Origin of the sequence: Polaribacter gangjinensis (assembly GCF_038024125.1) — a bacterium.
Lineage (GTDB): Bacteria > Bacteroidota > Bacteroidia > Flavobacteriales > Flavobacteriaceae > Polaribacter > Polaribacter gangjinensis.
In genome coordinates this window covers 1,921,519-1,946,449 of record NZ_CP150662.1, presented here as the reverse complement: position 1 = coordinate 1,946,449, position 24,931 = coordinate 1,921,519, and the positions used below count along the sequence as shown (strand labels likewise).

The window sequence follows — 24,931 nt, the reverse complement described above, 5'->3', positions numbered from 1 at the left end:
AGGTAAAAAGGAGACTCCTTTAATGAAACAATACAATGCCATCAAGAAAAAATATCCTGATGCTATGTTGCTTTTTAGAGTAGGAGATTTTTACGAAACTTTTGGTGAAGATGCTAAAAAAGCTGCACAAGTTTTGGGAATTATTCTTACAAAACGTGGTGCAGGAAGTGAAACAGAAACAGCTTTGGCTGGTTTTCCTCATCATTCTTTGCATACCTATTTACCAAAATTGGTAAAAGCAGGAATGCGTGTTGCTATTTGTGATCAATTAGAAGATCCAAAAATGACAAAAACCATTGTTAAACGTGGTGTTACAGAATTGGTAACTCCTGGAGTTTCTTTAAATGACGAAGTGTTACAATCTAAAAGTAACAACTTTTTGGCGGCAATTCATTTTACTAAAAATGTGGTCGGAATTTCATTTTTAGATGTTTCTACAGGCGAATTTTTAGTGGCTCAAGGAACTGTTTCAATGATTGATAAATTGTTGCAAAATTTCTCGCCAAGTGAAGTGTTGGTTCAAAAACAATTCAAACAAACATTTTTAGAAAAATTTGAAAATAGATATCACACTTTTTATTTGGATGATTGGGTTTTTCAAGAAACTTTTGCAAACGAAACCTTGCACAATCATTTTGATGTAAAAAGCTTGAAAGGTTTTGGAATTCAAGAACTTACCTATGGAATTATTGCTGCTGGAGCCGTACTTTTTTATCTTTCAGAAACGCAACATCATCAGTTAAAACACATTCAAACCATCAGCAGAATAGCAGAAGATACATACGTTTGGATGGATCGTTTTACGATTCGAAACTTAGAATTGTACAATCCGAATGCTGTAAATGCAGTCACACTATTAGATGTCATTGACAAAACCATTTCTCCAATGGGAGGAAGGATGTTGAAACGTTGGTTGGCATTGCCTTTAAAAAATATTGATGAGATAAAAAATCGTCATGAATTGGTGAAGTTTTTTATTCATTCTGAAAGCTATTTTGAGATTATCAATTATCAGTTAAAACAAATTTCTGATTTAGAACGATTGATTTCAAAAGTGGCAACAGGAAAGGTTTCTCCTAAGGAAGTAATTGATTTAAAAAACTCTTTAAAGGCAATTTTACCCATCAAAGAAGCATCTGAAAAAAGTGCCAATTCTACGGTTCAAAACTTTGGAAAAAAACTACATTCTTGCAGCAATTTGATTGATAAAATCAGTGAAATTCTTTTTGAAAACGCACCTGTAAATATTTTAAAAGGAAATGCAATTGCCAAAAATGTGCATCAAGAATTGGATGATTTACGCGCAATTTCAACATCTGGAAAAAATTATTTGGATGATATGCTTGCTCGTGAAACCGAAAAAACAGGCATTTCAAGTTTAAAAATTTCATTCAATAATGTTTTTGGATATTATATTGAAGTACGAAATACACACAAGGACAAAGTTCCAGAAACCTGGATTCGCAAACAAACCTTGGTAAATGCTGAGCGTTATATTACAGAAGAGCTCAAAGAATATGAAACCAAAATTTTAGGCGCTGAAGAAAAAATTCAGGTTTTAGAGCAGCAAATTTTTGCTGATTTGGTTCAATATATAATTCAATTTGTGCAACCCATTCAAGAAAATGCACAAACCATTGCAACATTAGATTGCTTATTGTCTTTTGCAAAATTGGCTATTGATAACAATTATGTGTGCCCAATTATAGATGAAAGTACGGATTTAGAAATCAAAAACGGACGTCATCCAGTGATTGAAAAACAGTTGCCCATAGATCAACAATATATTGCCAATGATGTGGTTTTGAACAGAAATCAACAGCAAATCATCATGATTACTGGGCCTAATATGTCTGGAAAATCAGCAATTTTAAGGCAAACTGCTTTGATTGTTTTGTTGGCGCAAATGGGCAGTTATGTGCCTGCACAACATGCAAAAATTGGAATTGTAGATAAAATTTTTACAAGAGTTGGCGCTAGTGATAATATTTCTATGGGAGAATCAACTTTTATGGTTGAAATGAACGAAACTGCTGCCATTTTAAACAATATTTCTGAACGAAGTTTGGTGTTGTTGGATGAAATTGGACGTGGAACATCAACCTATGATGGGATTTCTATTGCATGGGCAATTGCCGAATTTTTACATGAACATCCAAGTAAGGCAAAAACGTTATTTGCTACGCATTATCATGAATTGAATGAAATGACTGCTACTTTTGAGCGCATTAAAAACTACAATGTTTCTGTAAAAGAGTTGAAAGATTCTATCATTTTCATCAGAAAATTAGTTGCAGGTGGCAGTAATCATAGCTTTGGAATTCACGTTGCAAAACTAGCAGGAATGCCAAGTATGGTAATTCACAGAGCAAATAAAATATTGGCACAATTAGAAAAAAACAACAAAAATGCCAATGTAAAAGAAGCTTTAAAACAGACACAACATCAAGAAATGCAATTGAGCTTTTTTCAATTGGATGACCCTTTGTTAGAAAACATTCGCGAAGAAATTTTGGCAACAAATATTGATACATTAACGCCCATTGAAGCTTTGATGAAGTTGAACGAAATAAAGCGAATGTTGGTAAAAAAATAAAAAAAAGTCAACAAGAATTGCTTCTCATTGACTTCTCCCTAATTTAAAAACTAAAAATATTTTAAATAGATCTGTCTAGGTTTAATAATTTGTTAGTTGAATTAATATAACTATTGTAAACCATTTCATACTCCATTAATTCACTAAAAGAATAGTTGCCAGAGTTATCGTTTCCAACAATTTTATCGCCATTTACAAGTGTTACGAGCTCCAATTCAGTTTTGGTAGAGTCATAATCAAGCGCAATCATGTCTTTGTGAAATGGTATTGCAACATTCTCTGAAGCTAATAAATTGTATTGACCTGTTGATCTATCAATCATGTAAACGCGAGCATTTACAGTATTAAATCCTCTTGATTTTTTAACTAAAGAAGATTCAACATAAAATAGAAAATCAGAATTTGGCCTGCATGATACATCTTGCTTAGAAAGAATTTCTAAAACGTTTAAATTGTCAATATTTAATTTGGATTGTGAATTTTCAGATTTACTAAATGAAAATATACCAACAAGAAGTACAGCAATTAATGCTATGTTTTTTAGGGGTTTCATAATGTAGGGGTTTAATAATGTTGTAAAAGTACAAAAAATATTTAATTTTTAAGTAGTTAAAAATCAAATAGTTAAAAAATTTATAAATTTATTTAAAAATCAGATTAAATTTATTGATAATCAATGATTTAACAAAATTAAGTGGCTTTTTATGAACATTAAAAATTTATGTTTCTCAAATAAAATTACCCAACAAATACCTTTATCTTTGTATTCGAAATTATCAACCTTTTTAAGAGATATTCATTTATTTAAGAAACAATGAACACACCTTTTTTATTTATTAGTGGTCAAGAAATATTTGTGGTTTTACTTTTTGTAATCATGTTTTTTGGAGCAGATAAAATTCCAGAAATTGCTCGTGGTTTAGGAAAAGGAATGCGTCAAATAAAAGATGCAACCAATGATATTAAAAATGAAATCAACGAAAGTGCCAAAAACAATACGGTTACTACTGATGTTACAAAAAGTCTAAATGAAAATGTAACTGAAGTAAAAGATGCCATTGATGAAATTACGGGTCCTATAAAAAGAAATATGTAATTTATTTTACTCTGCTGATTGTTAAACCATCTCTGATTGGAAGTAAAACAGTTTCTACTCTTTGATCCGAGTTTAAAAGTGCATTATAGCTTAACAATGCTTTTGTATCAACATCTTTGGGATCTAACTCTTCAACAATTTTTCCACTCCAAAGCACATTGTCAGATAAAATAATTCCTCCTGGATTCATTTTATCAATAATCAAATGAAAGTAATTTTCATAATTTACCTTGTCAGCATCAATAAAAACTAAATCAAATTTTTCATCAATTGTTGGAATAATTTCTAGTGCATTTCCTACTTTTTGAATAATTTGATCTCTAAAACCGGATTTTAAAAAGTACTTGTTTTGCAAAGTTTCTAGTTCTTCGTTTTTATCAATCGTGATTATTTTTCCATTTTTTGATAATCCTTCAGCAAAACAAAGAGTTGCATATCCTGTAAAAGTGCCGATTTCTAAAATTGTTTTTGGTTGAATCAATTTTGAAATCATTGACAAAACTCGTCCTTGAAATGCCCCACTCAGCATTCTAGGATTCAATACTTTTTGCCAAGTTTCTTTACTTAATGCTGCTAAAATTTCGGGCTCTTGTTGCGAATGTTTCACAACATAGTTTTCAATTTTTTCAGGTAAAAAATTCATGAAGGTAAGATTGTTTCTTTAAGAAATTTCGCTTTTTAATTGCTCTAATTGCTTTTTAATTTCCTCTTTTTCTTTTGAAGAAATGCAAATAGCTTGCTTTTTACAGCTACTTGCTTTTGACTTGTAGAGTCTGGATAAAAAATTGTTTTGTTTTGAATACAAAGTACAAACTTTACAAAATAAAAAATGAAGTTTCAATTGAAATATTTCAAAAATACTTGCTTCTTTGTATTGACTTTTGTCGCAAATGGTAGTTGCTTCATCGCAATTAATAAAAAATTTATGTGCCATTTTTTACTTTTTAAACCAATTATCTTCCATGCATTTTCTAAGTTGCGTTCGAGCTCTGTGAATCATAACCCATAAATTGGACGACGTGATGTCTAATTCCTTACAAATATCCTCGGTTTCAAACTCTTGAATGGTTTTCATTGTAAAAACCATGGCATATTTTTCTGGTAATTTGGAAATACAATAATCCAACTGCTGTTTTAACTCTTCATTTTCGATAGATTTTTCTGTAGCATTATCCCAACTTTGAGGAACACGTTCTTCAATCCAACTTCCTTCGTTTTCGCCATCTTCATAAAAGTTCATTTTTACTTCAGCTTGACCTTTTATGGAATTTATTTTTCGATAGTGATCAATAATTTTTCTTTTTAAAATAGATACTAACCAAGTTCTTTCAGAAGCTTTTCCTTCAAAGTTTTTGGCAGATTTTAATCCAGCAAAAAATGTTTCTTGCACCAAATCTTTTGCTAAATCATAATTATTTACACGCGCAATAGCAAAGTTGAACAAGTAATCAGAATGCTTGTCAACCCAAAAATCAGGATGTAAAATATGTTGCTGTTCAGCCATGCTCGAAAACAAAAACCCAAATATAGGATATTTTTATTTCTGTAAGTAAGTGCAATCGTCTCTTCTTCTCATATCCACTATAAAAATAATTTCCCAAGTGCCATTGTTATTAAAAAGCTGAAAAGAATTGGCGCCACAATGACTAAAAGTATCATTGTAAAAGAACTCATAAGGTGTCCAAACTGAAGCTAAATTTCCATCAATTTTAATGTCGTAAGAAAGTAATTTTTCAAAGAATTTTTGGTTTGATTTTTTTGATGCTATTGCTTTTAAAAGCTGGTCTCTTGTTTCATCTAGCAGCACTTTTTTACCTTCTTTCGATGTATTTGTTGTTTGAATTTTAATGTTTTTGTGAAGTGTTTTTGCTACAATGCTACTGTCTCCTTTGTGCAATCCATCAAAAAAAGTGTCAATTACATTTTTGATTTCTATTTCTGAATTTTTTTCTTGAGAAGAGCTTGTAAAACTGATAATAAATGCTGCTAATACTAAAATAATTTTTTGCATAGTTTAGTTGATTTTAAAAGTTTAAAACTACCATTTTTTTAGTTTTCTGATTTAGAGTAAGATAAGATTAACGAAACATTAACTTGTTGAATATCTGCTGATATTTCTTACTTTTACAGTCATTATAAAAAATCTAAATATGTCTGTAGCAAAAAAACAGTACAAGCGAATTACCGTAAAATCTCTAGTAGAAATGAAAGCCAATGGCGAAAAAATAAGTATGCTTACTGCTTACGATTATACCATGGCAAAAATTTTAGACAATGCTGGTTTGGATGTGCTTTTGGTAGGTGATTCTGCATCAAATGTTATGGCTGGTCACGAAACAACACTACCAATTACGTTAGATCAAATGATTTATCATGCAAGTGCTGTTGTAAGAGCTATTGAACGTAGTTTGGTAGTGGTTGATTTGCCTTTTGGAAGTTATCAATCTGACCCAAAAGAAGCTTTGCGTTCAGCCATTAGAATTATGAAAGAAAGTGGTGGACATGCTATTAAATTAGAAGGAGGAAGTGAAATTAAAGAATCTATCAAACGCATTTTAAACGCAGGAATTCCTGTAATGGGACATTTGGGATTAACGCCACAATCAATCTATAAATTTGGCACGTATACAGTTAGAGCCAAAGAAGAAGAGGAAGCCCAAAAATTGATGGAAGATGCCTTATTGTTGGAAAGAATTGGCTGTTTTGCAATTGTTTTGGAAAAAGTTCCTGCAAAATTGGCTGAAAAAGTAGCAAAAGCTTTAACGATTCCAATTATTGGAATTGGCGCTGGAAATGGTGTTGACGGTCAAGTTTTGGTAACTCATGATATGATTGGAATGACACACGAATTTCACCCACGTTTTTTACGTAGATATTTGGATTTATATGATGATATGACAAAAGCTTTTGAACAATATGTAACTGATGTGAAAAGCAGTGATTTTCCTAGTGAAAAAGAGCAGTATTAAAAGCCCATCCTAACCTTCCCAAAGGGAAGGAACAGAATCAGTTACAACTATTTATTACAATGAAAATTCTTCACTTAGACACCAATAACTCATTATTAATCAACCAATTGAATGATTTTGGTTTTGAAAATGAAGAAGATTATACTTCGTCAAAAAGTGATATTGAAGCTAAAATTCATTTATATGATGGCATAATCATTAGAAGTCGATTTTCAATTGACAAAACTTTTTTAGAAAAGGCAACAAACCTCAAATTTATTGGTAGAGTTGGCGCAGGTTTAGAAAATATTGATTGTGAATTTGCATCATCAAAAAAGATTCATCTCATTGCTGCTCCTGAAGGCAACAGAAATGCTGTTGGAGAACATACCTTAGGAATGTTATTATCGCTTTTTAATAAGCTAAATAAAGCAAATTCTGAAGTGAAAAATGGCATTTGGCAACGTGAGCAAAATCGTGGAATTGAGTTGGATGGAAAAACTATAGGTATCATTGGCTATGGAAACATGGGAAAATCCTTTGCAAAAAAACTAAAAGGTTTTGATGTAGAAGTGATTTGTTATGATATCAAACCCAATGTTGGTGATGAAAATTGTAGGCAAGTTTCTTTAGCTGAACTGCAAGAAAAGGCGACAGTTGTAAGTTTACATACACCACAAACTTCAGATACAAAAAAAATGATTTGTGAAAGTTTTATCAATCAATTTCATCATAATTTTTGGTTATTAAATACAGCAAGAGGTTCTGCAGTTATAACTACTGATTTGGTAAAAGCATTACAATCAGGGAAAATTTTAGGTGCAGGATTAGATGTTTTGGAATATGAAAAAACTTCATTTGAAAACTTTTTTTCTGATGAAAATATCCCAGAAGCTTTTCAATATTTAATTAATGCTGAAAACGTAATTTTAACACCTCATATTGCAGGCTGGACAGTAGAAAGTCATGAAAAATTGGCACAAACTATTGTCGATAAAATCAAAAATATATTCATAAAAAATTAACGTCTTATGACTTCAAAAGCGAATACAGTAGATGATTATATTTCGGAATTAACTGATGAAAGAAAAATAATCATAGAAAAACTAAGAAATTCTATTTTAAACAACCTTCCAAAGGGATTTGAAGAAGGAATGCAATATGGAATGATTGGGTATTTTGTTCCCCACAAAATTTATCCAAATGGCTATCATTGTAATCCTAAAGAACCATTGCCATTTATGAGTATTGCTTCTCAGAAAAATTCTGTGAATATGTATCATATGGGATTGTATGCAAAAAAAGATGTGTATGATTGGTTTGTAACTGAATATTCCAAACAATTTTCAAAGAAATTAGATATAGGAAAAAGTTGTATCCGTTTTAAAAATGAAGCAGCTATTCCTTTTGAAATATTAGAAGAATTAGTTCAAAAAATAGCTGTTGATGAATGGATTTCTATTTATGAAAATACCATGAAAAAATAAATTTATGAAAAAAAGAGTTACTGGAATTGGCGGATTATTTTTTAAAACAAAAGATGTAAATGCCACAAAAGATTGGTATCAAAAACACTTAGGTTTTAACACGGATGAATGGGGCTGCACATTTAAATGGAAAGATGATTCTGGAAATTTAGGCACAACTCAATGGTCTCCATTCTCAGAAAAATCAACTCATTTTGAACCTTCTAAAAAAGAATTCATGTTCAATTACCGAGTTGAAAATTTAGTTGAATTGCTTAAAGAATTAAAAAAAGAAGGCGTAACTATCTTAGGCGAAATTCAAGAATTTGAGTACGGAAAATTCGGTTGGATTTTAGACAATGATGGGAACAAAATTGAACTTTGGGAACCTATTGATGAAAATTTATTCAAATAAAAAATTATGAAATTATTTAGTGATTATCCAACAGAGATTTTAATATTGCTTTTTTTGATTGTTACTTTTTTACAATCAGGAATTGATAAATTATTGGATTGGAAAGGAAATGTTTCATTTATAAATGAACATTTTAAAAATTCACCTCTCAAAAATAATGTGCCTGTTTTATTAGGAATCATTTTATTGATTGAAATTGTTGCCACAATTTTAATGAGTATAGGAATCTATCAATTGTATCATTCAGGCGAAAAAGAAATGGCTCTTTTAGGAATTGAACTTTGTGCAATTACCTTGATTTTTTTATTGATTGGTCAACGTTTGGCAAAAGATTATGCAGGTGCTATGTCTTTAACAGTTTATTTTATTTTGACCGTTTTTGGAGTTTTTTTATTACATAACTAAAACTTATATCAACAAAATATTGCTATAAGAATTTCTTATAAAATTCAAGCCAAAATAAGACGTTTTAAGACGCTTTTAAAAAACCCGAATACGTTTACTTGATTTTTAAATTTAACCACAATTAAATCGTTTTAAATTTGTTTTAGCTCTTTTTTATGATGTAAATCAGAGAAGAGTACTCAGAAGTTGAGCGAGCTTTCCAATTAGAAACAAAACCTCGCCAAAAACCATTCAAAAAATTCATTTTCCCTTTTTTGTATTTTTCACTTAACATCGAAACATAAAAAGAATCAAACTTCATAGGAAGCGTTTTTTCTACAATGAAATTTTCAGTTGTAAAAATTTTAGAAATAGATTGTTGCGAAAAATGCCATAAATGTCTTGGCACATCAAAAGCGGCCCAAAACTCTCTATAATACTTTGCATCATCACTTTTATAATTTGGAACAGCAATAATTAGTTTTCCATTTTCAGAAAGCAAATTATTCAATTGAGAAATAAATTCTGATAAATTTTCTACATGTTCCAAAACATGCCAAAGCGTTATAACATCAAATTTTTGGTTTGAAAAATCAGCTACATTTTCATGCAGAAGAATTCCTTTTTTGACTGCAACTTCTCTTGCTTGTTGATTGGGTTCTGTTCCAAAAACATTCCAATTATTCTGCAAACAAACTTTTAAAAAATCGCCTGTTCCTGCTCCAATATCTAAAATTGTTTTGTTTTCAAATCCAAAAGAATTGATTAAATCAACTTTTTTTTTAACTGTAAAATTCTTTACAAATTGATAAATTTTATCAAAAAAACTTTTTTTACTGTCTGTATGAGAAATGTAATTTTCGCTCTTGTAATAATCTTCTAACTTTTTAGGAACAGGATAAGTAACCAACATATCATAGGTTTTATTTCTTTTTACATCATACAATTCTTGCGAAACTGTATGATCTTTACATTGTAAAAAGGGTTCTAAATCGCTATAAAAATCAGATTGTTTTTTCATTTTTTTGGAAATGTTCCTCGTGGAACATTTTAAAAATTCCGGAAAATTATCTTCCCATATACACTAATAAAACAGAAATATCACTTGGTGAAACACCACTGATTCTACTTGCTTGCGAAATGGAAGTTGGTTTAATTTTAGTTAATTTTTGTCTTGCTTCAATTGATAAACTATGTAGTTTATGATAATCAAAACTTGACGGAATTAACACATTTTCTAATCTGTTTAATTTATCCGCATTGTTTTTTTCCTTGTCAATATATCCAGAATATTTCAAATGAATTTCGGCTTGTTCAATAATTTCTGCATCAATGAAATTATCATCTATAAATTGTTTTAAAGACGAAATCACTAATAAATCATCAAAAGCTAATTGAGGCCTTGTCGCAATTTTAAAGAGCTTTAAAGATTGAGAAACCAATGCCAATTCTTTAGCGGCTAAAATAGGATTTACCTCTTCCGGTTTTACGCTCGTATTCTCTAAAAAAGAAATCAATAAATCTGTTTTGCGTTGCTTTTCCAAAACTCTTTCCATTCGTTCTTTTGACGCTAAACCAATTTCAAAACCTTTTGGTGTGAGTCGTAAATCAGCATTGTCTTGGCGCAACAACGTACGATATTCAGCTCTTGATGTAAACATTCTGTATGGCTCTTCTGTGCCTTTTGTAATTAAATCATCAATCAAAACTCCAATATAAGCTTCGTTTCTTTTTAGGATAAAAGGTTCTTTTTCTTGAACTTTTAAAGCGGCATTTATTCCCGCCATCAAACCCTGAGCAGCAGCTTCTTCATAACCTGTTGTTCCATTTATTTGACCCGCAAAAAACAAGTTTTTAATCAACTTAGTTTCTAAAGAATGTGTCAATTGTGTTGGGGGAAAATAATCATATTCAATTGCATAGCCATATCTGAAAAACTTTACGTTTTCAAAACCTTCAATAGCTCTGATTGCTTTGTCTTGAATATCTTCAGGAAGCGATGTTGAAAAACCATTCACATAAATTTCAACCGTATTCCAACCTTCAGGCTCAACAAAAATTTGATGTCTTTCTTTAGATGCAAAACGATTGATTTTATCTTCTACAGAAGGACAATATCTTGGTCCTGTAGATTGAATTCGACCATTAAACATTGGCGAACGATCAAAACCTTCGCGTAATAAATCATGTACTTTTTGATTGGTATAAGTCAAATAACAAGAACGTTGTTCTGTTAATGGTTTTGTGGTTGGCAAATAAGAAAACTTTACAGGAAATTCATCTCCTGGTTGTTCTTCCATTTTTGAATAATCTAAAGAACGACCATCAACTCTTGGTGGCGTTCCTGTTTTCATTCTTCCTGCCTCAAATCCTTTTTTAACTAAATCTTCTGTAATTCCTGTTGAAGAACTCTCTCCTGCTCTACCTCCACCAAATGTTTTTTCACCGATATGAATCAATCCATTTAAAAAAGTCCCAGCAGTAATTACAACAGCTTTTGCTTTAATTTCAATTCCCAAAGCTGTTTTAACACCAACAATTCTATCATCTTCAAACAACAATCCATTTACAGAATCTTGAAAGAAATCTAAATTTTCTGTTTGTTCTAACATCATTCTCCAACATTCAGCGAATTGCATTCTGTCAGATTGCGCTCTTGGACTCCACATTGCAGGACCTTTTGATTTGTTGAGCATTTTAAATTGTATAGCAGTTTTGTCAGTTACAATTCCACTATACCCTCCTAAAGCATCAATTTCTCTTACAATTTGTCCTTTTGCAATTCCTCCCATTGCAGGATTACAACTCATTTGAGCTATATTTTGCAAATTCATTGTAATCAATAATGTTTTTGCGCCCATGTTTGCTGATGCAGCTGCAGCCTCACTTCCAGCGTGACCACCTCCAACTACAATTAAATCATATGTTGTTGTAAATAAACTCATTTTTTAATGTTTCACGTGAAACGTTTACTATAGTTAATTGAATATCAATTGTTTAATAAAGACAAAGCGTTATTTTCTTCTTGTCTCATCAATTTTTCATCTTCTGGAGTTTTATCTTTAAAACCCAAAAAATGCAAAATCCCATGAATCATTACTCTGTGTAATTCTTCGTCAAAAGTAACATTGAAATCTGACGCATTTTCTTTTACTCTTTCAACAGAAATAAAAATATCTCCTGAAATTAATTTTCCTAAAGAATTATCAAAACTAATCACATCCGTTAAAGTATCGTGTTGTAAAAACTCAACATTTAAACGATGTAAATATTCATCATCACAAAATATAAAATTGATTTCACCAGGTTCAAATCCTTTGTTTGAAATTATCATTTCAACCCAAGTTTCTAATGCAACTTCATCAGAAAGTTCAAAATCAGTTTCGTAATTAAACGTTGTCATTGTTATTGTTTTTTTTCTTCAGAAAAATACGTTCGCACTTTATTTTTGTATAATTGCTGCAAAGGTAATGATTGTCGATTTAATATTTCTATCTGATTGTAAAACTGCTTTTTAAATTCTAACGCTTTCAAATTATTACGCTCATTAATAATTTGGTTGGTGTTTGACTTTCTATTATTCTCTTTTCCTTGATTTAACGCTGCTTTATCTAACTTCAATAATTCATAGTTTAGTTGTTGCATTTTTTGCAAAACCTCTTTATTAAAACCTTTTTCAAGAATTTCATTTTCTAATTCTTCCATCGTTTTTAAAGCTTTGTTAGCATTATTTCCACCAGGTTTATCAGATTCATTTTCATTGATTGCATCTTGCAATTGTTGTCTTAATTCGGTTTGTTGTTTAAATATTTTATACAATTCACCATTTAAATCATCATTTTTATTTCCTTCTCCTTGACCGTTTTTCTGTCCATTTTTTTGATCTCCCTTTTCATCTCCAGATTCATTTCCCTTACCCTTCTCATCTCCCTTTTTCATTCCATCTTCCATCTTTTTTGACAAACCTTCTTGCTTTTTAATCAAATCTGGCAAACTAAAATCTGATGATTTTCCTTTTCCTTGCTTCATTTGCATAGACATATTTTGCTTCATGTTATTCAACACATTGCTTAAATAATCTGACAGATTATTGGTGGCAGTCATTACATAACGTTGGTTCGAAATTCCTTGAGAAAATCTGTTTTCAGCAAAATTATCTAAGGATTGATCTAAATTATAATGCGCAGTTGATAAGTCATTTTGAATTTTTGTTGAAATCGTTGGAACTCTCATTGAAAGCACATACAAACTATCATCAATATGTTCAAAGTATTTCTTTATTTCATTTTGCATTTTCAAGGCTGTACCAAAATCAGGATGTGAAGTAGAAATTTGATTGAACTTTTTCATCAAATTTTCTTGTTCCAATGAAAAAATTACTAAGTTTTCTAGAATTTTACGCAAATCATCCATGTTTTCTTCCATAGATTCTCCTTGCATTTCCATCAAAGATTTTTGCATTTTAGAACTCATTTCTTTCATTTTTTGAGCACTTTTTTGCTGATTTTTTTTCGCTTTTGAAGATTCTTTTTTATCTAAATTTTCTTCAGCATTCTTTAATTCCTCATTGATTTTATCACTTTCATCATCAACATCTGGCAATTCCATTGGATCTTTTAATTTCTCATTGTCCTTTTTTACTTCTTCCAATTCTTTTTCAATTTCCTGAAAATCCTTTTTTATCTCTTTTTGCTTAGAATTTACGTTTGTAGAATCTTTGGCAATAGCTTCTTGCTTTTTTGAAAGTTCCTCAACTTTTGATGCAATTTGCATAGTTTTTTGCTCCACATAAAAACGTTTCACTAATTCCAACGTTTTTTCTAAACTTCGTTGTTGTTGTTTGTTTTGTTGCGCCAATTCTTTGGCTTTTTCAACCAAATCTTCTTTGTTGAGTTTTTCAGCCATTTTCTGAATTTCATCCAACAATTTTTGTTGCTTTTCTGAATTTTTCAATTCTTGGATACGTTCTTTTAAGGCTTCTTTTTTATCTTGTAAAGACTGATTTTGCTCCTTTTTTTCATCCAAATTTTCTTGCAATTTGTCAGTTTGACGTTGCATCATTTCTTTGTATTGCTCTTGACGTTTGATGAAATTTTCAATCTTTTTTTGATCATTCCAATTGGCATTCTTTTTTTGTTGCAAATCTTGTTGTAAAGTTTCTAGTTGCTTTTGTTCTTTTTTTTGAGTTTGAACCGATTTTTCTAAATTCTGAATCGTATTTTTTTGTTCAATTAACAATTCTTCTTCAATTTCATCAGATGATTTTTGTCGATATTGAAACACTTTTGATGTTGATTTTTTTGATCCATTTACACCATCATTATCAAAAATCTGAAAAAATAATTCATAATTTTTTCCTTCAGCTAAGTTTATTCCATTTGGAAATTGGTAAAAAAAAGTTTGAATATTATCAGCAGAAATTGGAATATCAATCATTTTTTTGATTTGTGAATTTGCTTCATCATAATACACCAATTGCAATTTTTTAAATCCATAATCATCAGAAATTTGTCCAGCAAATTGAGCTGTTCCTCTTGAAATACTATCAATATTTGAAACTACTGAAATTGTTGGAAATTCATCAGAAATAACATTTACAGAAAATTGTAGGTTTTCGAAATCTGATAAATTTTTGTTTGATGAAGAAATTTGATAGTTGAAGGACTTTGAAATTGTTTTCGAAAATTGAAAATTATCTAGAGTTGTTTTCAAAAAACTAGATTTCTGTTTATTTTCAATAAAAGTAATTTTATCGGTATTTGAAGTGCTTACTTTCCAATTGATTTTTGTGCCTTCAGGAACTGAAATATTTCCAGCATTTTGAATCGTTTCATTCTTTTTTCCGATATAATTTGGATAGCTTATATCTAAAAAAATGTTGTTGATTATTGGAGCATTTATTACGTCAATTTGATACGAATTAGATTTAACTCCATTGGCTTCAAGATTAAATTCGATGTTTTCTTTTACATCAGAGAAAGTGTATAAAAAAGTTGCATTTCCTGATTGTTGCATAAAATACTGTTGGTCATTGAACACAATTTTTACTTCATCAGGAAGCAAAGAACCCACAATTTTAAAAGCGATTGTTACATCATTTCCTTGAACAACTTGTAAGTTTTTAGAAATCAACAAAAACGAAAACGGAGCTGGAGGTGTATATACGGTTTTGTAATTTACAACTCGCTCCAAACTTTTAGTAAGTGCACCATTTGTTCCAGAAATTGAGCTTAAAAACCAAATAAAAATTGGAATCAAAATGTATTTTAAATACTTTTTATTTTTTGAATAATCAATCGCTTTTGCAAAAGGAATGGGTTGCAAAGCAGCCGATTTTTGATCAATACTCGCCAACAATAAATCTGATTGATTGGATTGTTGCTGCAATTGTAAAATATTAAGCAACTTGTCTTCTACTTCTGGAAAATGGTTTCCAATAATTTTTGATGCTTCTTCGAATGAAATTCCTTTTTTTAAACCAACGATTTTAAAAAATGGAAATAGAATAAATTTAGTGAGTAAAAAAAGTTCAACGAAAATAAAAATCCAAAATAAAAGGGTTCTAGAAATTGGTTGTAGCCATAAAAAATACTCAACAAAAAGTGTAAAAAACAAGTACAAAATTCCGAATGAAAGGAATAAAATACTACCTCTAATCAATTCATTGGTATAGAATTTTAGAGAAAACTGATGTAGCTTTTGTGTTATTTTCGTAAATTCATTCATAATTAACTCATAAAAATACAGTATTTGAGGTAAAATGCAATCAAATATTTGTTAAAAGCTATTTTGATTTTATCTCGTGTGTAAAAAAAGTATCTTTGCAGCACAAAAAAAATCATATGAATTCATCAGTACGCGTTCGTTTTGCACCAAGTCCAACAGGCCCTTTACACATTGGTGGAGTAAGAACTGCTTTATATAATTACCTTTTCGCAAAGAAAAATAATGGCACTTTTATTCTTAGAATTGAAGATACAGACCAAACTCGTTATGTGCCAAATGCAGAAAAATACATTATTGATTCGTTAAATTGGTGTAAAATTCCTTTTGATGAAGGTCCAGGAAAAAATGAAAAATTTGGACCTTACAGACAATCTGAACGCAAAGAAATCTATAAAAAATACGCTGAAATTCTTCTTGAAAATGGTTGGGCATATTATGCTTTTGACACTGCAGAATCTTTAGATTTTTTGAGAAAAGAACACGAAGAAAATGGCAAAACGTTTATTTATAATTGGCATAACAGAAGCAAAGGAAATTTAATTAATTCGTTGATTTTGAGCAATGAAGAAGTTCAAAAAAGAATCGAAAATGGTGATGATTATGTAATTCGTTTCAAATCTCCACAAGATGAAATCTTGGAAATGGAAGATGAAATCAGAGGAAAAATTAGCATTGATACCAATACTTTAGATGACAAAGTGTTGTTTAAATCTGATGGAATGCCAACGTATCATTTGGCAAATATTGTAGATGATCATTTAATGGAAATTACGCATGTAATTCGAGGTGAAGAATGGCTTCCTTCTATGGCTTTACACATTCTTCTATACAGAGCTTTTGATTGGAAAGCACCTAAATTTGCACATTTACCTTTGATTTTAAAACCAATTGGAAAAGGAAAATTAAGCAAACGTGATGGAGATCAATTAGGATTTCCTGTATTTCCATTGGCATATAAAAACGAAGAAACTGGAGACGTTTCTAGAGGCTACAAAGAAGATGGCTATTTTGAAGACGGATTTATAAATATGTTGGCTCTTTTAGGTTGGAATCCTGGAACTGAACAAGAAATTTTTTCTTTGTCAGAATTAGTACAAGCATTTGATTTAAATAGAGTTAGCAAATCTGGAGCGAAATTCAATCCTGATAAAACAAAATGGTTCAATCAACAATACATGCAGCAAAAATCTGTTGTGGAATTGGCAAATTTATACGAGCCAATTTTAAAAGAAAAAAGAATTGTTGCTGAAAAAAACAAAATTGAAAAAATAATTTCTTTAGTAAAAGAGCGTGCTGTTTTTGTAGCTGATTTTTGGGAATTATCAAACTTCTTTTTTCAAGCTCCTACAACTTTTGATGAAAAAGCAGTAGCAAAAAATTGGAAAGAAGACACCAACAAATTGATGGAACAATTATTGATTGTAATTTCAACAATCGATGATTTTTCATCGCAAAATACCGAAATAATAATCAAAGATTGGATTACTAAAAACGAAATTGGTTTTGGAAAAGTAATGCAACCTTTGCGTTTGAGTTTGGTTGGCGAAATGAAAGGACCACATTTGTTTGACATCATGGAAATCATTGGAAAACAAGCAACTATACAAAGAATTGAAACAGCAATTAAAAAATTTTAACTCATGAAAAAAATCGTATTTCTACTATCAATCATGACATTTTGTACTGTAAATGCACAATTTATGAATGGAGGATTGCAAAATCAGCGTCAAAGACAAATGATGCAAACTCCCGAAAGAACTCCTGAACCAAATTTTGATGTTGATCAATATTTAGGAATTGTAATCTACGATATTGAAAAAACTGCTAAAAAATCGGGAATAAAACTAGATTCTGATGAAGGAAAATCGTTCTCAAAAATAATAACAGATTACAATAATAAAATCAAACAAATCCGAAGAATTAATTCATTCACATTGAACAGTTCAAAAGAAATGGTTGAAAATTTTCAAAGAGCGGTAATTAAAAATAGAGATTACTCTAATCAAGCTGAGGTTCAAAAAAAATTAGCTGAAGATTTAAAACCAATTTCAGAAACTATGAAAACTGAAGATCAAAAATTGGATGAAGAAATCAAAAAAATCCTTTCAGACAAGCAATATCAAAAATGGTTGAAATACAACAAAAGCTTAAATAAAACGTTTTCAGAAGAAAAATAGATTCAACTTCACAAATATCAAAAAAGTCCTGATAAATTATTATCAGGATTTTTTTTGTAACAACTCAAAAAAATCACGTCAAATAAATCGTATATTTACGAAAAATCAATTTCACTAAAAAATTTTATTATGTTACCTATCCCATTAATTATTGTTATTCTTATTGGTCTTGTCATTTTTGCTTCTTACTTTATCGTAAAACAACAAACAGCTGCAATTATTGAAACTTTTGGAAAATTTACGAGCATTCGTCATTCTGGTTTTCATCTAAAAATTCCTGGAGTTCAAAGAATTGCAGGAAGATTAAGTTTAAAAATTCAGCAGTTAGACGTTATTATAGAAACCAAAACTCTGGATGATGTTTTCGTAAAATTAAAAGTTTCTGTTCAATTTAAAGTTATTAAAGACAAAGTGTATGATGCTTTTTATAAATTAGATTATCCTCATGATCAAATTACTTCGTATGTTTTTGACGTTGTAAGAGCTGAAGTTCCTAAAATGAGATTGGATGATGTTTTTGTTAAAAAAGACGATATTGCTATTGCTGTAAAATCAGAATTGAATGATGCTATGATGGAATATGGCTATGATATCATAAAAACATTAGTTACTGATATTGATCCTGATGCGCAAGTAAAAGCAGCTATGAACAGAATTAATGCTGCTGATAGAGAAAAAACAGCTGCACAATATGAAGGAGATGCGCAACGTATTTTAATTGTAGAAAGAGCCAAAGCTGAAGCTGAAAGCAAGCGTTTACAAGGACAAGGTATTGCTGATCAACGTAGAGAAATTGCTCGTGGATTAGAAGAATCTGTAGAAGTTTTAAATCGTGTTGGCATCAATAGTCAAGAAGCTTCTGCATTGATTGTTGTAACTCAACATTATGATACCTTGCAATCATTAGGAGAACAAACCAATAGTAATTTAATTTTGTTACCTAATTCGCCGCAAGTTGGCAGCAATATGTTGAATGACATGGTTGCAAGTTTTGCAGCAAGCAATCAAATTGGAGAAGCAATGAAAAACACAAAGAAAAAAGAATAAACTTCAAAACCCAAAACAAAAAAGCTCTGTAAAAATTTTACAGAGCTTTTTTGTTTTATAAATGGTAACAATCGTTACTTTTTATCACCTAATTTATCAGAAGAATCTTCTTTTGTAGCGTTTTTAAATTCTTTGATTCCGTTTCCAAGTCCTTTCATCAATTCTGGAATCTTTTTTCCACCAAATAAAAGCAACACAACTACCAAAATAATAACTACTTGAGTGCCACCAACAAAACCGAAATGCATTAATAAGTTGTTCATAAATAAAAAATTAACTGTACAAAGATACAAAAAGGTTTCTATTAATTTCTTTTTTGAATAATTCCTCCTATTACTTTTTTATCTTTTACAATTTCAGGGTCTCCTTTGTAAAAAATAGAACCTCCAAAAGTGACTTTTGCGTTTAAAGATTCGCCAGCAAAAATTTCGGCTTTTGCTCCAGTTCCTGATTTTACAACAGAATTTGAGCTACATTCTAAATTAAAACCATTATAAATTCCGTATAAATCTACATCTACATGTTGGTTTTTTGTAGTTCCTGTAAGTTTAATAACTCCTCCTGATGACACTCTCACTTCTAAATGTTTTACTGCAACAACCATGTTTATAAACGCTTTTTCTTGAGCATTTACTTCTAATTTATCTTGTCGAATTTCTTTTGCTGTAATTGTTGAAGCTTCATTTGCATCAATAACATCAATGTTTTTATTGTAATAAATAGTAACTAAAACTTCTCTTTTAGTGAGATTTTTATCAGGATTTAATGAAAAAGGCAATGAAATCTTTAAGGTATTGTCTATGTTTTTAATACTAACACTTTCTGATTTTTCTCCTGAAATTTCAATTTTTTGATCTGATGATTTTACCAATTCTACTTCAATTCCGTTGTAAACTTTTAAGATTGAAAAATCTCCTAGGTTTTTAGTGATCGTTGTTTGAGCAACAAGTGTATAACTAAAAATAAATAAGAGTATAAATGCTGGTATTTTCATTTTATAAGTTTTAAATAAAATGCATAAGTAATCAATAATTATGCCTCATTAAAAACGACTGTCTGTGATTTTTGTTGTAAAATAATTCTTATTTTTTGATAAAAGCTCTTCCTTTGATGGTAATTTCTTTAGCATTTTCAACGGAATCAATTGAATTTATCACAAATTTTGAATTGCTATTTTCACTTAGCATTTTAAAAAAATCATTTCTCAAAAAATCTTTAAATATGTTTAATAAATACTCAGGATTGTCTAATAATTTTTCAAAGGAACAATAATTAATTTCAGAAAAATCCGAAAGTTCATTGTACTGTAAATCATCAAGTTGTATTTCATCTTTAATACGATTGTATTCTTTTTCTAAAGATTTTATAAAGGTATTTTTTGTAACAATCAATGAATAACTTAAGATGTTTGAATCGAAAAATCGATTAAAATTTAAACCATCATTATAGGATAAATCGCTTAATGAAATTTCTTTATTATTGATAAAAGCTTTCATTAATCTTCAATCAAATTAAAATCTAAATGTTTACGTTCTAAATCGGTTTTTTTAACCTGCACTTTTACATCATCTCCTAATTGATACAATTGTTTGGTTGATTGCCCAACAATAGCATATTGCTTTTCATCAAACAAATAATAATCGCTTTTAATATCGCGAATACGAACCATTCCTTCACATTTATTTTTGGTAATTTCTACATAAATTCCCCATTCTGTAACACCTGTGATTACTCCTTCAAAAATTTCGTCTTTATGATTTTGCATGTATTTTACTTGCATGTATTTGATAGAATCACGCTCTGCTTTTGATGCCAATTCTTCTCTTTTAGAAGAGTGTTTGCATTTTTCTTCATACAATTCAACTTTTGGAGAGCTTTCTCCATCTAAATAATGTTGCAATAATCTGTGAGTCATTACATCAGGATAACGTCTAATTGGCGATGTAAAATGGCTATAATATTCAAACGCTAAACCATAATGGCCAATGTTTTGTGTTGTATAAACAGCTTTACTCATAGAGCGAATTGCCAAAGTTTCAATCATGTTTGATTCTGCTTTTCCATGAACATCAGCCAATAATTGATTCAATGTTGCTGAAGTAGATTCTCTTGTATCCGTATTGATTTTGTAACCAAATTTACTGATGATATTCTGCAAAGAAGCTAATTTTTCGGTATCAGGTTCGTCATGAACTCTGTACACAAATGTTTTTCCTGAAGGTTTTTTGTTTTTTTGACCAATAAATTCTGCCACTTTTCTGTTGGCTAGTAACATGAATTCTTCAATCAATTTATTAGCATCTTTTGCTTCTTTAAAATACACACTTGTTGGATTAGCATCTTCATCTAAATTGAACTTCACTTCTACTCTATCAAACGAAATTGCTCCTTGATTCATTCTACGTTTTCTGAGAATTTTTGCCAATTCATCCATTTTTAAAATGGCTTCAACAATAGCTTCATCAACTGTGTAATCTTGACCAGTTAAAGAAACGTTCGCAGGAACTATGTTTGTTTTGGTTTCAATAATTGCTTGTGCTTCTTCGTACGCAAAACGTTTGTCAGAATAAGTAACTGTTCTCCCAAACCATTGGTTGATCAATTCTGCGTTTTCGTTCAATTCAAAAATGGCAGAAAAAGTTAATTTTTCTTCTTCAGGACGTAAAGAACACACACCATTACTCAATATTTCTGGCAACATAGGCACTACTCTATCTACTAAATATACTGATGTTGCGCGTTCGTAAGCTTCATCATCTAAAATAGTTTTTGGTTGTAAATAATGAGAGACATCTGCAATGTGAATTCCAATTTCATAATTGCCATTTTCAAGTTTTTTGAAAGATAATGCATCATCAAAATCTTTGGCGTCTTTTGGATCAATGGTAAAAGTAAGTGTTTCTCTGAGGTCTTTTCTTTTGGATATTTCTTCTTTGGTAATTTCAATAGGAAGATGTGATGCCTCTTCTTCTACCTCTTTTGGAAATTCGTAAGGCAAATCATATTCTACTAAAATTGAGTGCATTTCAGTGTTTTGATCTCCTGGTTTTCCTAAAACAGCGGTGATTTTTCCAAAAGGATTTTTTGAGTTTTCTGGCCAATCTAAAATGGTTGCTTGCACTTTATCTCCGTGTTCAGCGCCATTCATTTTGTTTTCAGATATAAAAATATCTGCATACATTTTGTTGTTATCAGGAATTACAAATCCAAAGTTTTTACTCTTTTGCAACACCCCAACAAACTGCGTTTTTGCTCTTTCTAAAACCTCTACAACATCCGCTTCAAGCTTATTACTTCTGCGTTTTTTATACACATAGGCTTTTACCAAATCGTTGTGCAATCCTTTGCCAAGATTTACATTTGGAACAAAAATATCATCTTCATAATCATCTGTTATAAAATAGCCATTTCCATTAGAAGTAATGTCTAATTTCCCAACAGAATATTTGCGTTCTTCATTTACTTGATATTTTCCTCTATCAACTTCTTTTAATTTTTTAGCAGCAGTTAATTCAGCTAATTTTTGAATAATTTGATTTTTACCTTCAGTATCAGAAACCTGAAGTTTCGCTGCAATTTGTTTATAATTAAACTGTTTTGTTGCATCTTCTTTTAAAATTTTGAAGATATTTTTAGTTAAATCTTTGATGATATTGCCTTTCTTTTTAAATATTTTTTTCTTTCTTGACATTATTAATTCATTTCTTAAAATATGAAGTTACTAAAATACACTATTTTACAATGGTCATCTATTAAAATTGGTCATAATTCATTTTTTGAACCTGAAAAAGACTAAAAAAAGCATTTTCAATAAAAATGTTTGTGAATAATGCTATTGTTCATTGATTAATTACTTTTGTAAGATACTGATTTTCCTTAGATTCGTAGGTTGAAAGTAGCTATTTTAGATTGACACATTAATTTCTTAATCTCGAGATGAAAGATATTCAAAATGAAGATTTTTTAAAATTTCTTCTCTTTAAAGAAGGGAATGAAGCTGCTTTTGAGTATTTTTTTTATAAGTTTCACCATCATATTGTCGGTTTTTGTGTGCAATTCATACACGAAGAAAATGACGCAAAAGGAATTGCACAAGAAGCTTTTTTACATCTTTGGAATCAAAAAGAACAAATTGAAACTGTCAACGGAATTTCATCTTTTTTATATACGTACGCAAAATCTAAGTGTTTAAATATCATCAGACACAGAAAAGTAAAAGCAAAATACGTTGATAAAACGATCAACGAAAAAGAAGAAAATTTACATCAAGAAGTATTGCAATCTTTGCAATTCGACTCATTAACATTTGCTGAATTAGAAACTCTTATTTTTAAATCTATTGAAGAATTGCCCGAAAAAACCAAAGAAATTTTCAAAAGCAAACGATTTGAAAAAAAGAAAAATCAAGAAATTGCAACTGAAATGAATATTTCTATAAAAACTGTTGAAGCGCATTTTTCGAGTGCTATAAAGGTTTTAAAGCAAAAACTTGCGGATTATTTACCATATTTACTGTTTTTATTACATTTTTTTTAAAAATAATATAGGGTTTTTAAACTTTCGCGTGTACAAACATACATGGAGCTTAAAAATCAACAATGTTTTGATGTAAGTTCTTTAAAAAATGTAAAATTTTAATGGAAACTCTTATTCCCGATTTTTCTTACAGTTTAGTATTTTGGAATGCCATTTTGCTTATTTCAATAGTATTTTGGATTTACGCGCTACTCAACTTACTAAAAAGTAAACTTGAAAAAGATGATAAAATTATTTGGCTTTTAGTGATTTTATTTATCCCAATAATTGGTTCGTTATATTACGTTTTCATTGGTAAAAAAGAAATTTAACACAAGTAATAGCGGAGATAAATCACTATCAAAAAATAAAATGATTCAAGAATTAGTTTTTAAATACTTACAAAACGAAGCTTCAGAAGAAGAAGTTGTTCAAGTGTTAAATTGGATTGAAAAATCAGAAGAAAACAAACTAGCTTTCATAGAATTGAAAAAAATGTGGTTGTTTATAACACCAAATTCCGATGCTAAAAACTTGTTTGATTGGAATCAACTAAAGAATCAATTTCCAACTCAACGTCGTAAATTTTATTCAAGAAAATGGGGATATGTTGCAAGTATTGCAGTTATATTGGCAAGTTTAAGCTACTTTTTTACAAAAACAAATTCAACAGATACAAAAATTAATGACAATTTAGAAAATGTAATTGTCTTAGAAAAAAGCTCTGGAAGTAAAGAATATATTTCTGACAAAACCAATAAAATTATCAAAGACGAAGCTGGAAATGTAATTGCAAAACAAAATGATAAAGAGCTGGTTTATTATAAAAATGAGGCTATCAAAACAACTGTTTACAATACCATAAAAGTTCCTTTTTCAAAAACTTTTAAAATAACGCTCTCAGATGGAACAGTAGTACATTTGAATGCAGGAACCACTTTTACATATCCTGAGCAGTTTGTTGCAAGTGAAAATTCACGTAATGTTGTTTTAAAAGGAGAAGCATTTTTTGAAGTTTCAAAAGATAAGTCAAAACCTTTTATTGTAGAAGCAAATGAGGTTTCTATTGAGGTTTTAGGAACCACATTTAACGTTAGTAATTATCAAGAGGATGATTTTATCAATTGTGTTTTAACAGAAGGTTCTGTTCGCTTATCTGAAAAAATAAATCCTGAAAATAGTGTTTTATTAGAACCAAATACCAAAGCAACTTGGCAAAAAGGAAAGAAATTTTTCACAAAAAAATCTGTAAAAACAACGAACTATAGCTCTTGGACTGGAGGAGAATTGATTTTTGACAAAGAAACATTTAGTAGTATTGCCAAAAAAATTGAACGTTATTACAATATAAAAATCAACAATAATTATCCGTTTTTAGCTTCACAAGAATTTACAGGAACCATAAAAATTAAAGAAACAGCGGTTGAAAATATTTTAGAGTTATTCAAATTAGATACTCCTTTTAATTATACCATAGAAAATGGAATTATTGAAATTACAAAACCATAATTCAATGAAAATACTGTTAGAAAAAATACTTTATACATCCTTGAAAACGAAG

Annotated in this window: 26 protein-coding genes; 13 read left to right on the top strand and 13 right to left on the bottom strand. The window is 29.8% G+C overall.

The window, feature by feature from the left end; genetic code table 11:
• Positions 1-22 precede the first annotated feature (22 nt).
• On the top strand, positions 23-2,596 hold the full coding sequence (gene mutS, locus WHA43_RS08785; RefSeq protein ID WP_394372829.1) for a DNA mismatch repair protein MutS: 2,574 nt from the start codon (positions 23-25) through the stop codon (positions 2,594-2,596).
• 61 nt (positions 2,597-2,657) lie between these two features.
• Here the strand turns inward: mutS and WHA43_RS08780 are convergent, their stop codons facing one another.
• Positions 2,658-3,149 carry a hypothetical protein gene (locus tag WHA43_RS08780; RefSeq protein ID WP_105046686.1) on the bottom strand — a complete coding sequence of 164 codons (492 nt, stop codon included), beginning with the start codon at positions 3,147-3,149 and terminating at the stop codon, positions 2,658-2,660.
• 261 nt (positions 3,150-3,410) lie between these two features.
• Here WHA43_RS08780 and WHA43_RS08775 point away from each other — a divergent pair, with 261 nt between their 5' ends.
• The gene (locus WHA43_RS08775; RefSeq protein ID WP_105046685.1) at positions 3,411-3,692 is read left to right on the top strand and encodes a Sec-independent protein translocase subunit TatA/TatB; all 282 of its coding nucleotides are present in this window, start codon (positions 3,411-3,413) and stop codon (positions 3,690-3,692) included.
• Between the two features lies 1 nt (position 3,693).
• Here WHA43_RS08775 and WHA43_RS08770 read toward each other — a convergent pair whose 3' ends face one another.
• Genes WHA43_RS08770 through WHA43_RS08755 form a run of 4 tightly spaced genes read right to left on the bottom strand, consistent with a single transcriptional unit; the run spans position 3,694 to position 5,703 of the window.
• Complete coding sequence (locus WHA43_RS08770; RefSeq protein ID WP_105046684.1) at positions 3,694-4,335, bottom strand: O-methyltransferase; 642 nt, start codon at positions 4,333-4,335, stop codon at positions 3,694-3,696.
• 18 nt (positions 4,336-4,353) lie between these two features.
• Positions 4,354-4,626: a hypothetical protein gene (locus tag WHA43_RS08765; protein ID WP_105046683.1), complete on the bottom strand. Its 273-nt coding sequence runs from the start codon at positions 4,624-4,626 to the stop codon at positions 4,354-4,356.
• A gap of 3 nt (positions 4,627-4,629) precedes the next feature.
• On the bottom strand, positions 4,630-5,196 hold the full coding sequence (locus tag WHA43_RS08760; RefSeq protein ID WP_105046682.1) for a sigma-70 family RNA polymerase sigma factor: 567 nt from the start codon (positions 5,194-5,196) through the stop codon (positions 4,630-4,632).
• Positions 5,197-5,229: 33 nt separating this feature from the next.
• The gene (locus tag WHA43_RS08755; protein WP_105046681.1) at positions 5,230-5,703 is read right to left on the bottom strand and encodes a nuclear transport factor 2 family protein; all 474 of its coding nucleotides are present in this window, start codon (positions 5,701-5,703) and stop codon (positions 5,230-5,232) included.
• 139 nt (positions 5,704-5,842) lie between these two features.
• Between WHA43_RS08755 and panB the strand changes: the two genes are divergently transcribed.
• The 5 genes from panB to WHA43_RS08730 are packed head-to-tail and all read left to right on the top strand — an operon-like array spanning position 5,843 to position 8,926.
• Positions 5,843-6,661 carry a 3-methyl-2-oxobutanoate hydroxymethyltransferase gene (gene panB / locus WHA43_RS08750; RefSeq protein ID WP_105046680.1) on the top strand — a complete coding sequence of 273 codons (819 nt, stop codon included), beginning with the start codon at positions 5,843-5,845 and terminating at the stop codon, positions 6,659-6,661.
• 59 nt (positions 6,662-6,720) lie between these two features.
• A complete protein-coding gene (locus tag WHA43_RS08745) occupies positions 6,721-7,665 on the top strand; it encodes a 2-hydroxyacid dehydrogenase (RefSeq protein WP_105046679.1) in 945 nt (314 codons plus the stop codon).
• Between the two features lie 6 nt (positions 7,666-7,671).
• Entirely contained in the window at positions 7,672-8,127 is a 456-nt protein-coding gene (locus tag WHA43_RS08740) for a DUF1801 domain-containing protein (RefSeq protein WP_105046678.1), read from the top strand.
• A 4-nt stretch (positions 8,128-8,131) separates the two neighbouring features.
• Complete coding sequence (locus WHA43_RS08735) at positions 8,132-8,521, top strand: VOC family protein (RefSeq protein ID WP_105046677.1); 390 nt, start codon at positions 8,132-8,134, stop codon at positions 8,519-8,521.
• 6 nt (positions 8,522-8,527) lie between these two features.
• A complete protein-coding gene (locus tag WHA43_RS08730; RefSeq protein WP_105046676.1) occupies positions 8,528-8,926 on the top strand; it encodes a DoxX family protein in 399 nt (132 codons plus the stop codon).
• Positions 8,927-9,068: 142 nt separating this feature from the next.
• On the opposite strand, the gene WHA43_RS08725 is transcribed toward WHA43_RS08730, so the two are convergent.
• Genes WHA43_RS08725 through WHA43_RS08710 form a run of 4 tightly spaced genes read right to left on the bottom strand, consistent with a single transcriptional unit; the run spans position 9,069 to position 15,631 of the window.
• Positions 9,069-9,926: a class I SAM-dependent methyltransferase gene (locus WHA43_RS08725; protein WP_105046675.1), complete on the bottom strand. Its 858-nt coding sequence runs from the start codon at positions 9,924-9,926 to the stop codon at positions 9,069-9,071.
• A gap of 46 nt (positions 9,927-9,972) precedes the next feature.
• Positions 9,973-11,850 (bottom strand): tRNA uridine-5-carboxymethylaminomethyl(34) synthesis enzyme MnmG, encoded by a 1,878-nt coding sequence (gene mnmG / locus WHA43_RS08720; protein ID WP_105046674.1) that lies wholly within the window; start codon positions 11,848-11,850, stop codon positions 9,973-9,975.
• A 44-nt stretch (positions 11,851-11,894) separates the two neighbouring features.
• Entirely contained in the window at positions 11,895-12,308 is a 414-nt protein-coding gene (gene ybeY, locus WHA43_RS08715; protein WP_105046673.1) for an rRNA maturation RNase YbeY, read from the bottom strand.
• Between the two features lie 2 nt (positions 12,309-12,310).
• Complete coding sequence (locus tag WHA43_RS08710; protein ID WP_105046672.1) at positions 12,311-15,631, bottom strand: DUF4175 family protein; 3,321 nt, start codon at positions 15,629-15,631, stop codon at positions 12,311-12,313.
• A gap of 116 nt (positions 15,632-15,747) precedes the next feature.
• Here WHA43_RS08710 and gltX point away from each other — a divergent pair, with 116 nt between their 5' ends.
• The 3 genes from gltX (at position 15,748) to WHA43_RS08695 (ending at position 18,855) form a co-directional block, all read left to right on the top strand.
• Positions 15,748-17,268 carry a glutamate--tRNA ligase gene (gene gltX / locus WHA43_RS08705; protein WP_105046671.1) on the top strand — a complete coding sequence of 507 codons (1,521 nt, stop codon included), beginning with the start codon at positions 15,748-15,750 and terminating at the stop codon, positions 17,266-17,268.
• A 3-nt stretch (positions 17,269-17,271) separates the two neighbouring features.
• Positions 17,272-17,808 carry a hypothetical protein gene (locus tag WHA43_RS08700; RefSeq protein ID WP_105046670.1) on the top strand — a complete coding sequence of 179 codons (537 nt, stop codon included), beginning with the start codon at positions 17,272-17,274 and terminating at the stop codon, positions 17,806-17,808.
• 129 nt (positions 17,809-17,937) lie between these two features.
• Complete coding sequence (locus WHA43_RS08695) at positions 17,938-18,855, top strand: SPFH domain-containing protein (protein ID WP_105046669.1); 918 nt, start codon at positions 17,938-17,940, stop codon at positions 18,853-18,855.
• Between the two features lie 74 nt (positions 18,856-18,929).
• Here the strand turns inward: WHA43_RS08695 and tatA are convergent, their stop codons facing one another.
• The 4 genes from tatA to rnr form a co-directional block, all read right to left on the bottom strand.
• Positions 18,930-19,118 carry a twin-arginine translocase TatA/TatE family subunit gene (tatA, locus tag WHA43_RS08690; protein ID WP_105046668.1) on the bottom strand — a complete coding sequence of 63 codons (189 nt, stop codon included), beginning with the start codon at positions 19,116-19,118 and terminating at the stop codon, positions 18,930-18,932.
• Positions 19,119-19,159: 41 nt separating this feature from the next.
• A complete protein-coding gene (locus tag WHA43_RS08685; RefSeq protein WP_105046667.1) occupies positions 19,160-19,849 on the bottom strand; it encodes a head GIN domain-containing protein in 690 nt (229 codons plus the stop codon).
• Between the two features lie 88 nt (positions 19,850-19,937).
• Positions 19,938-20,351, bottom strand: a complete 414-nt coding sequence (locus WHA43_RS08680; protein WP_105046666.1) for a hypothetical protein — start codon at positions 20,349-20,351, stop codon at positions 19,938-19,940.
• Positions 20,351-22,546 (bottom strand): ribonuclease R, encoded by a 2,196-nt coding sequence (gene rnr, locus WHA43_RS08675; RefSeq protein ID WP_211290324.1) that lies wholly within the window; start codon positions 22,544-22,546, stop codon positions 20,351-20,353. The genes WHA43_RS08680 and rnr overlap by 1 nt, the downstream gene beginning before the upstream one ends.
• Before the next feature lie 245 nt (positions 22,547-22,791).
• Here rnr and WHA43_RS08670 point away from each other — a divergent pair, with 245 nt between their 5' ends.
• The 3 genes from WHA43_RS08670 (at position 22,792) to WHA43_RS08660 (ending at position 24,879) form a co-directional block, all read left to right on the top strand.
• On the top strand, positions 22,792-23,391 hold the full coding sequence (locus tag WHA43_RS08670; protein WP_105046664.1) for an RNA polymerase sigma-70 factor: 600 nt from the start codon (positions 22,792-22,794) through the stop codon (positions 23,389-23,391).
• Positions 23,392-23,492: 101 nt separating this feature from the next.
• On the top strand, positions 23,493-23,702 hold the full coding sequence (locus WHA43_RS08665; RefSeq protein ID WP_105046663.1) for a PLDc N-terminal domain-containing protein: 210 nt from the start codon (positions 23,493-23,495) through the stop codon (positions 23,700-23,702).
• A gap of 40 nt (positions 23,703-23,742) precedes the next feature.
• Complete coding sequence (locus WHA43_RS08660; RefSeq protein WP_146104914.1) at positions 23,743-24,879, top strand: FecR family protein; 1,137 nt, start codon at positions 23,743-23,745, stop codon at positions 24,877-24,879.
• Positions 24,880-24,931 lie beyond the last annotated feature (52 nt).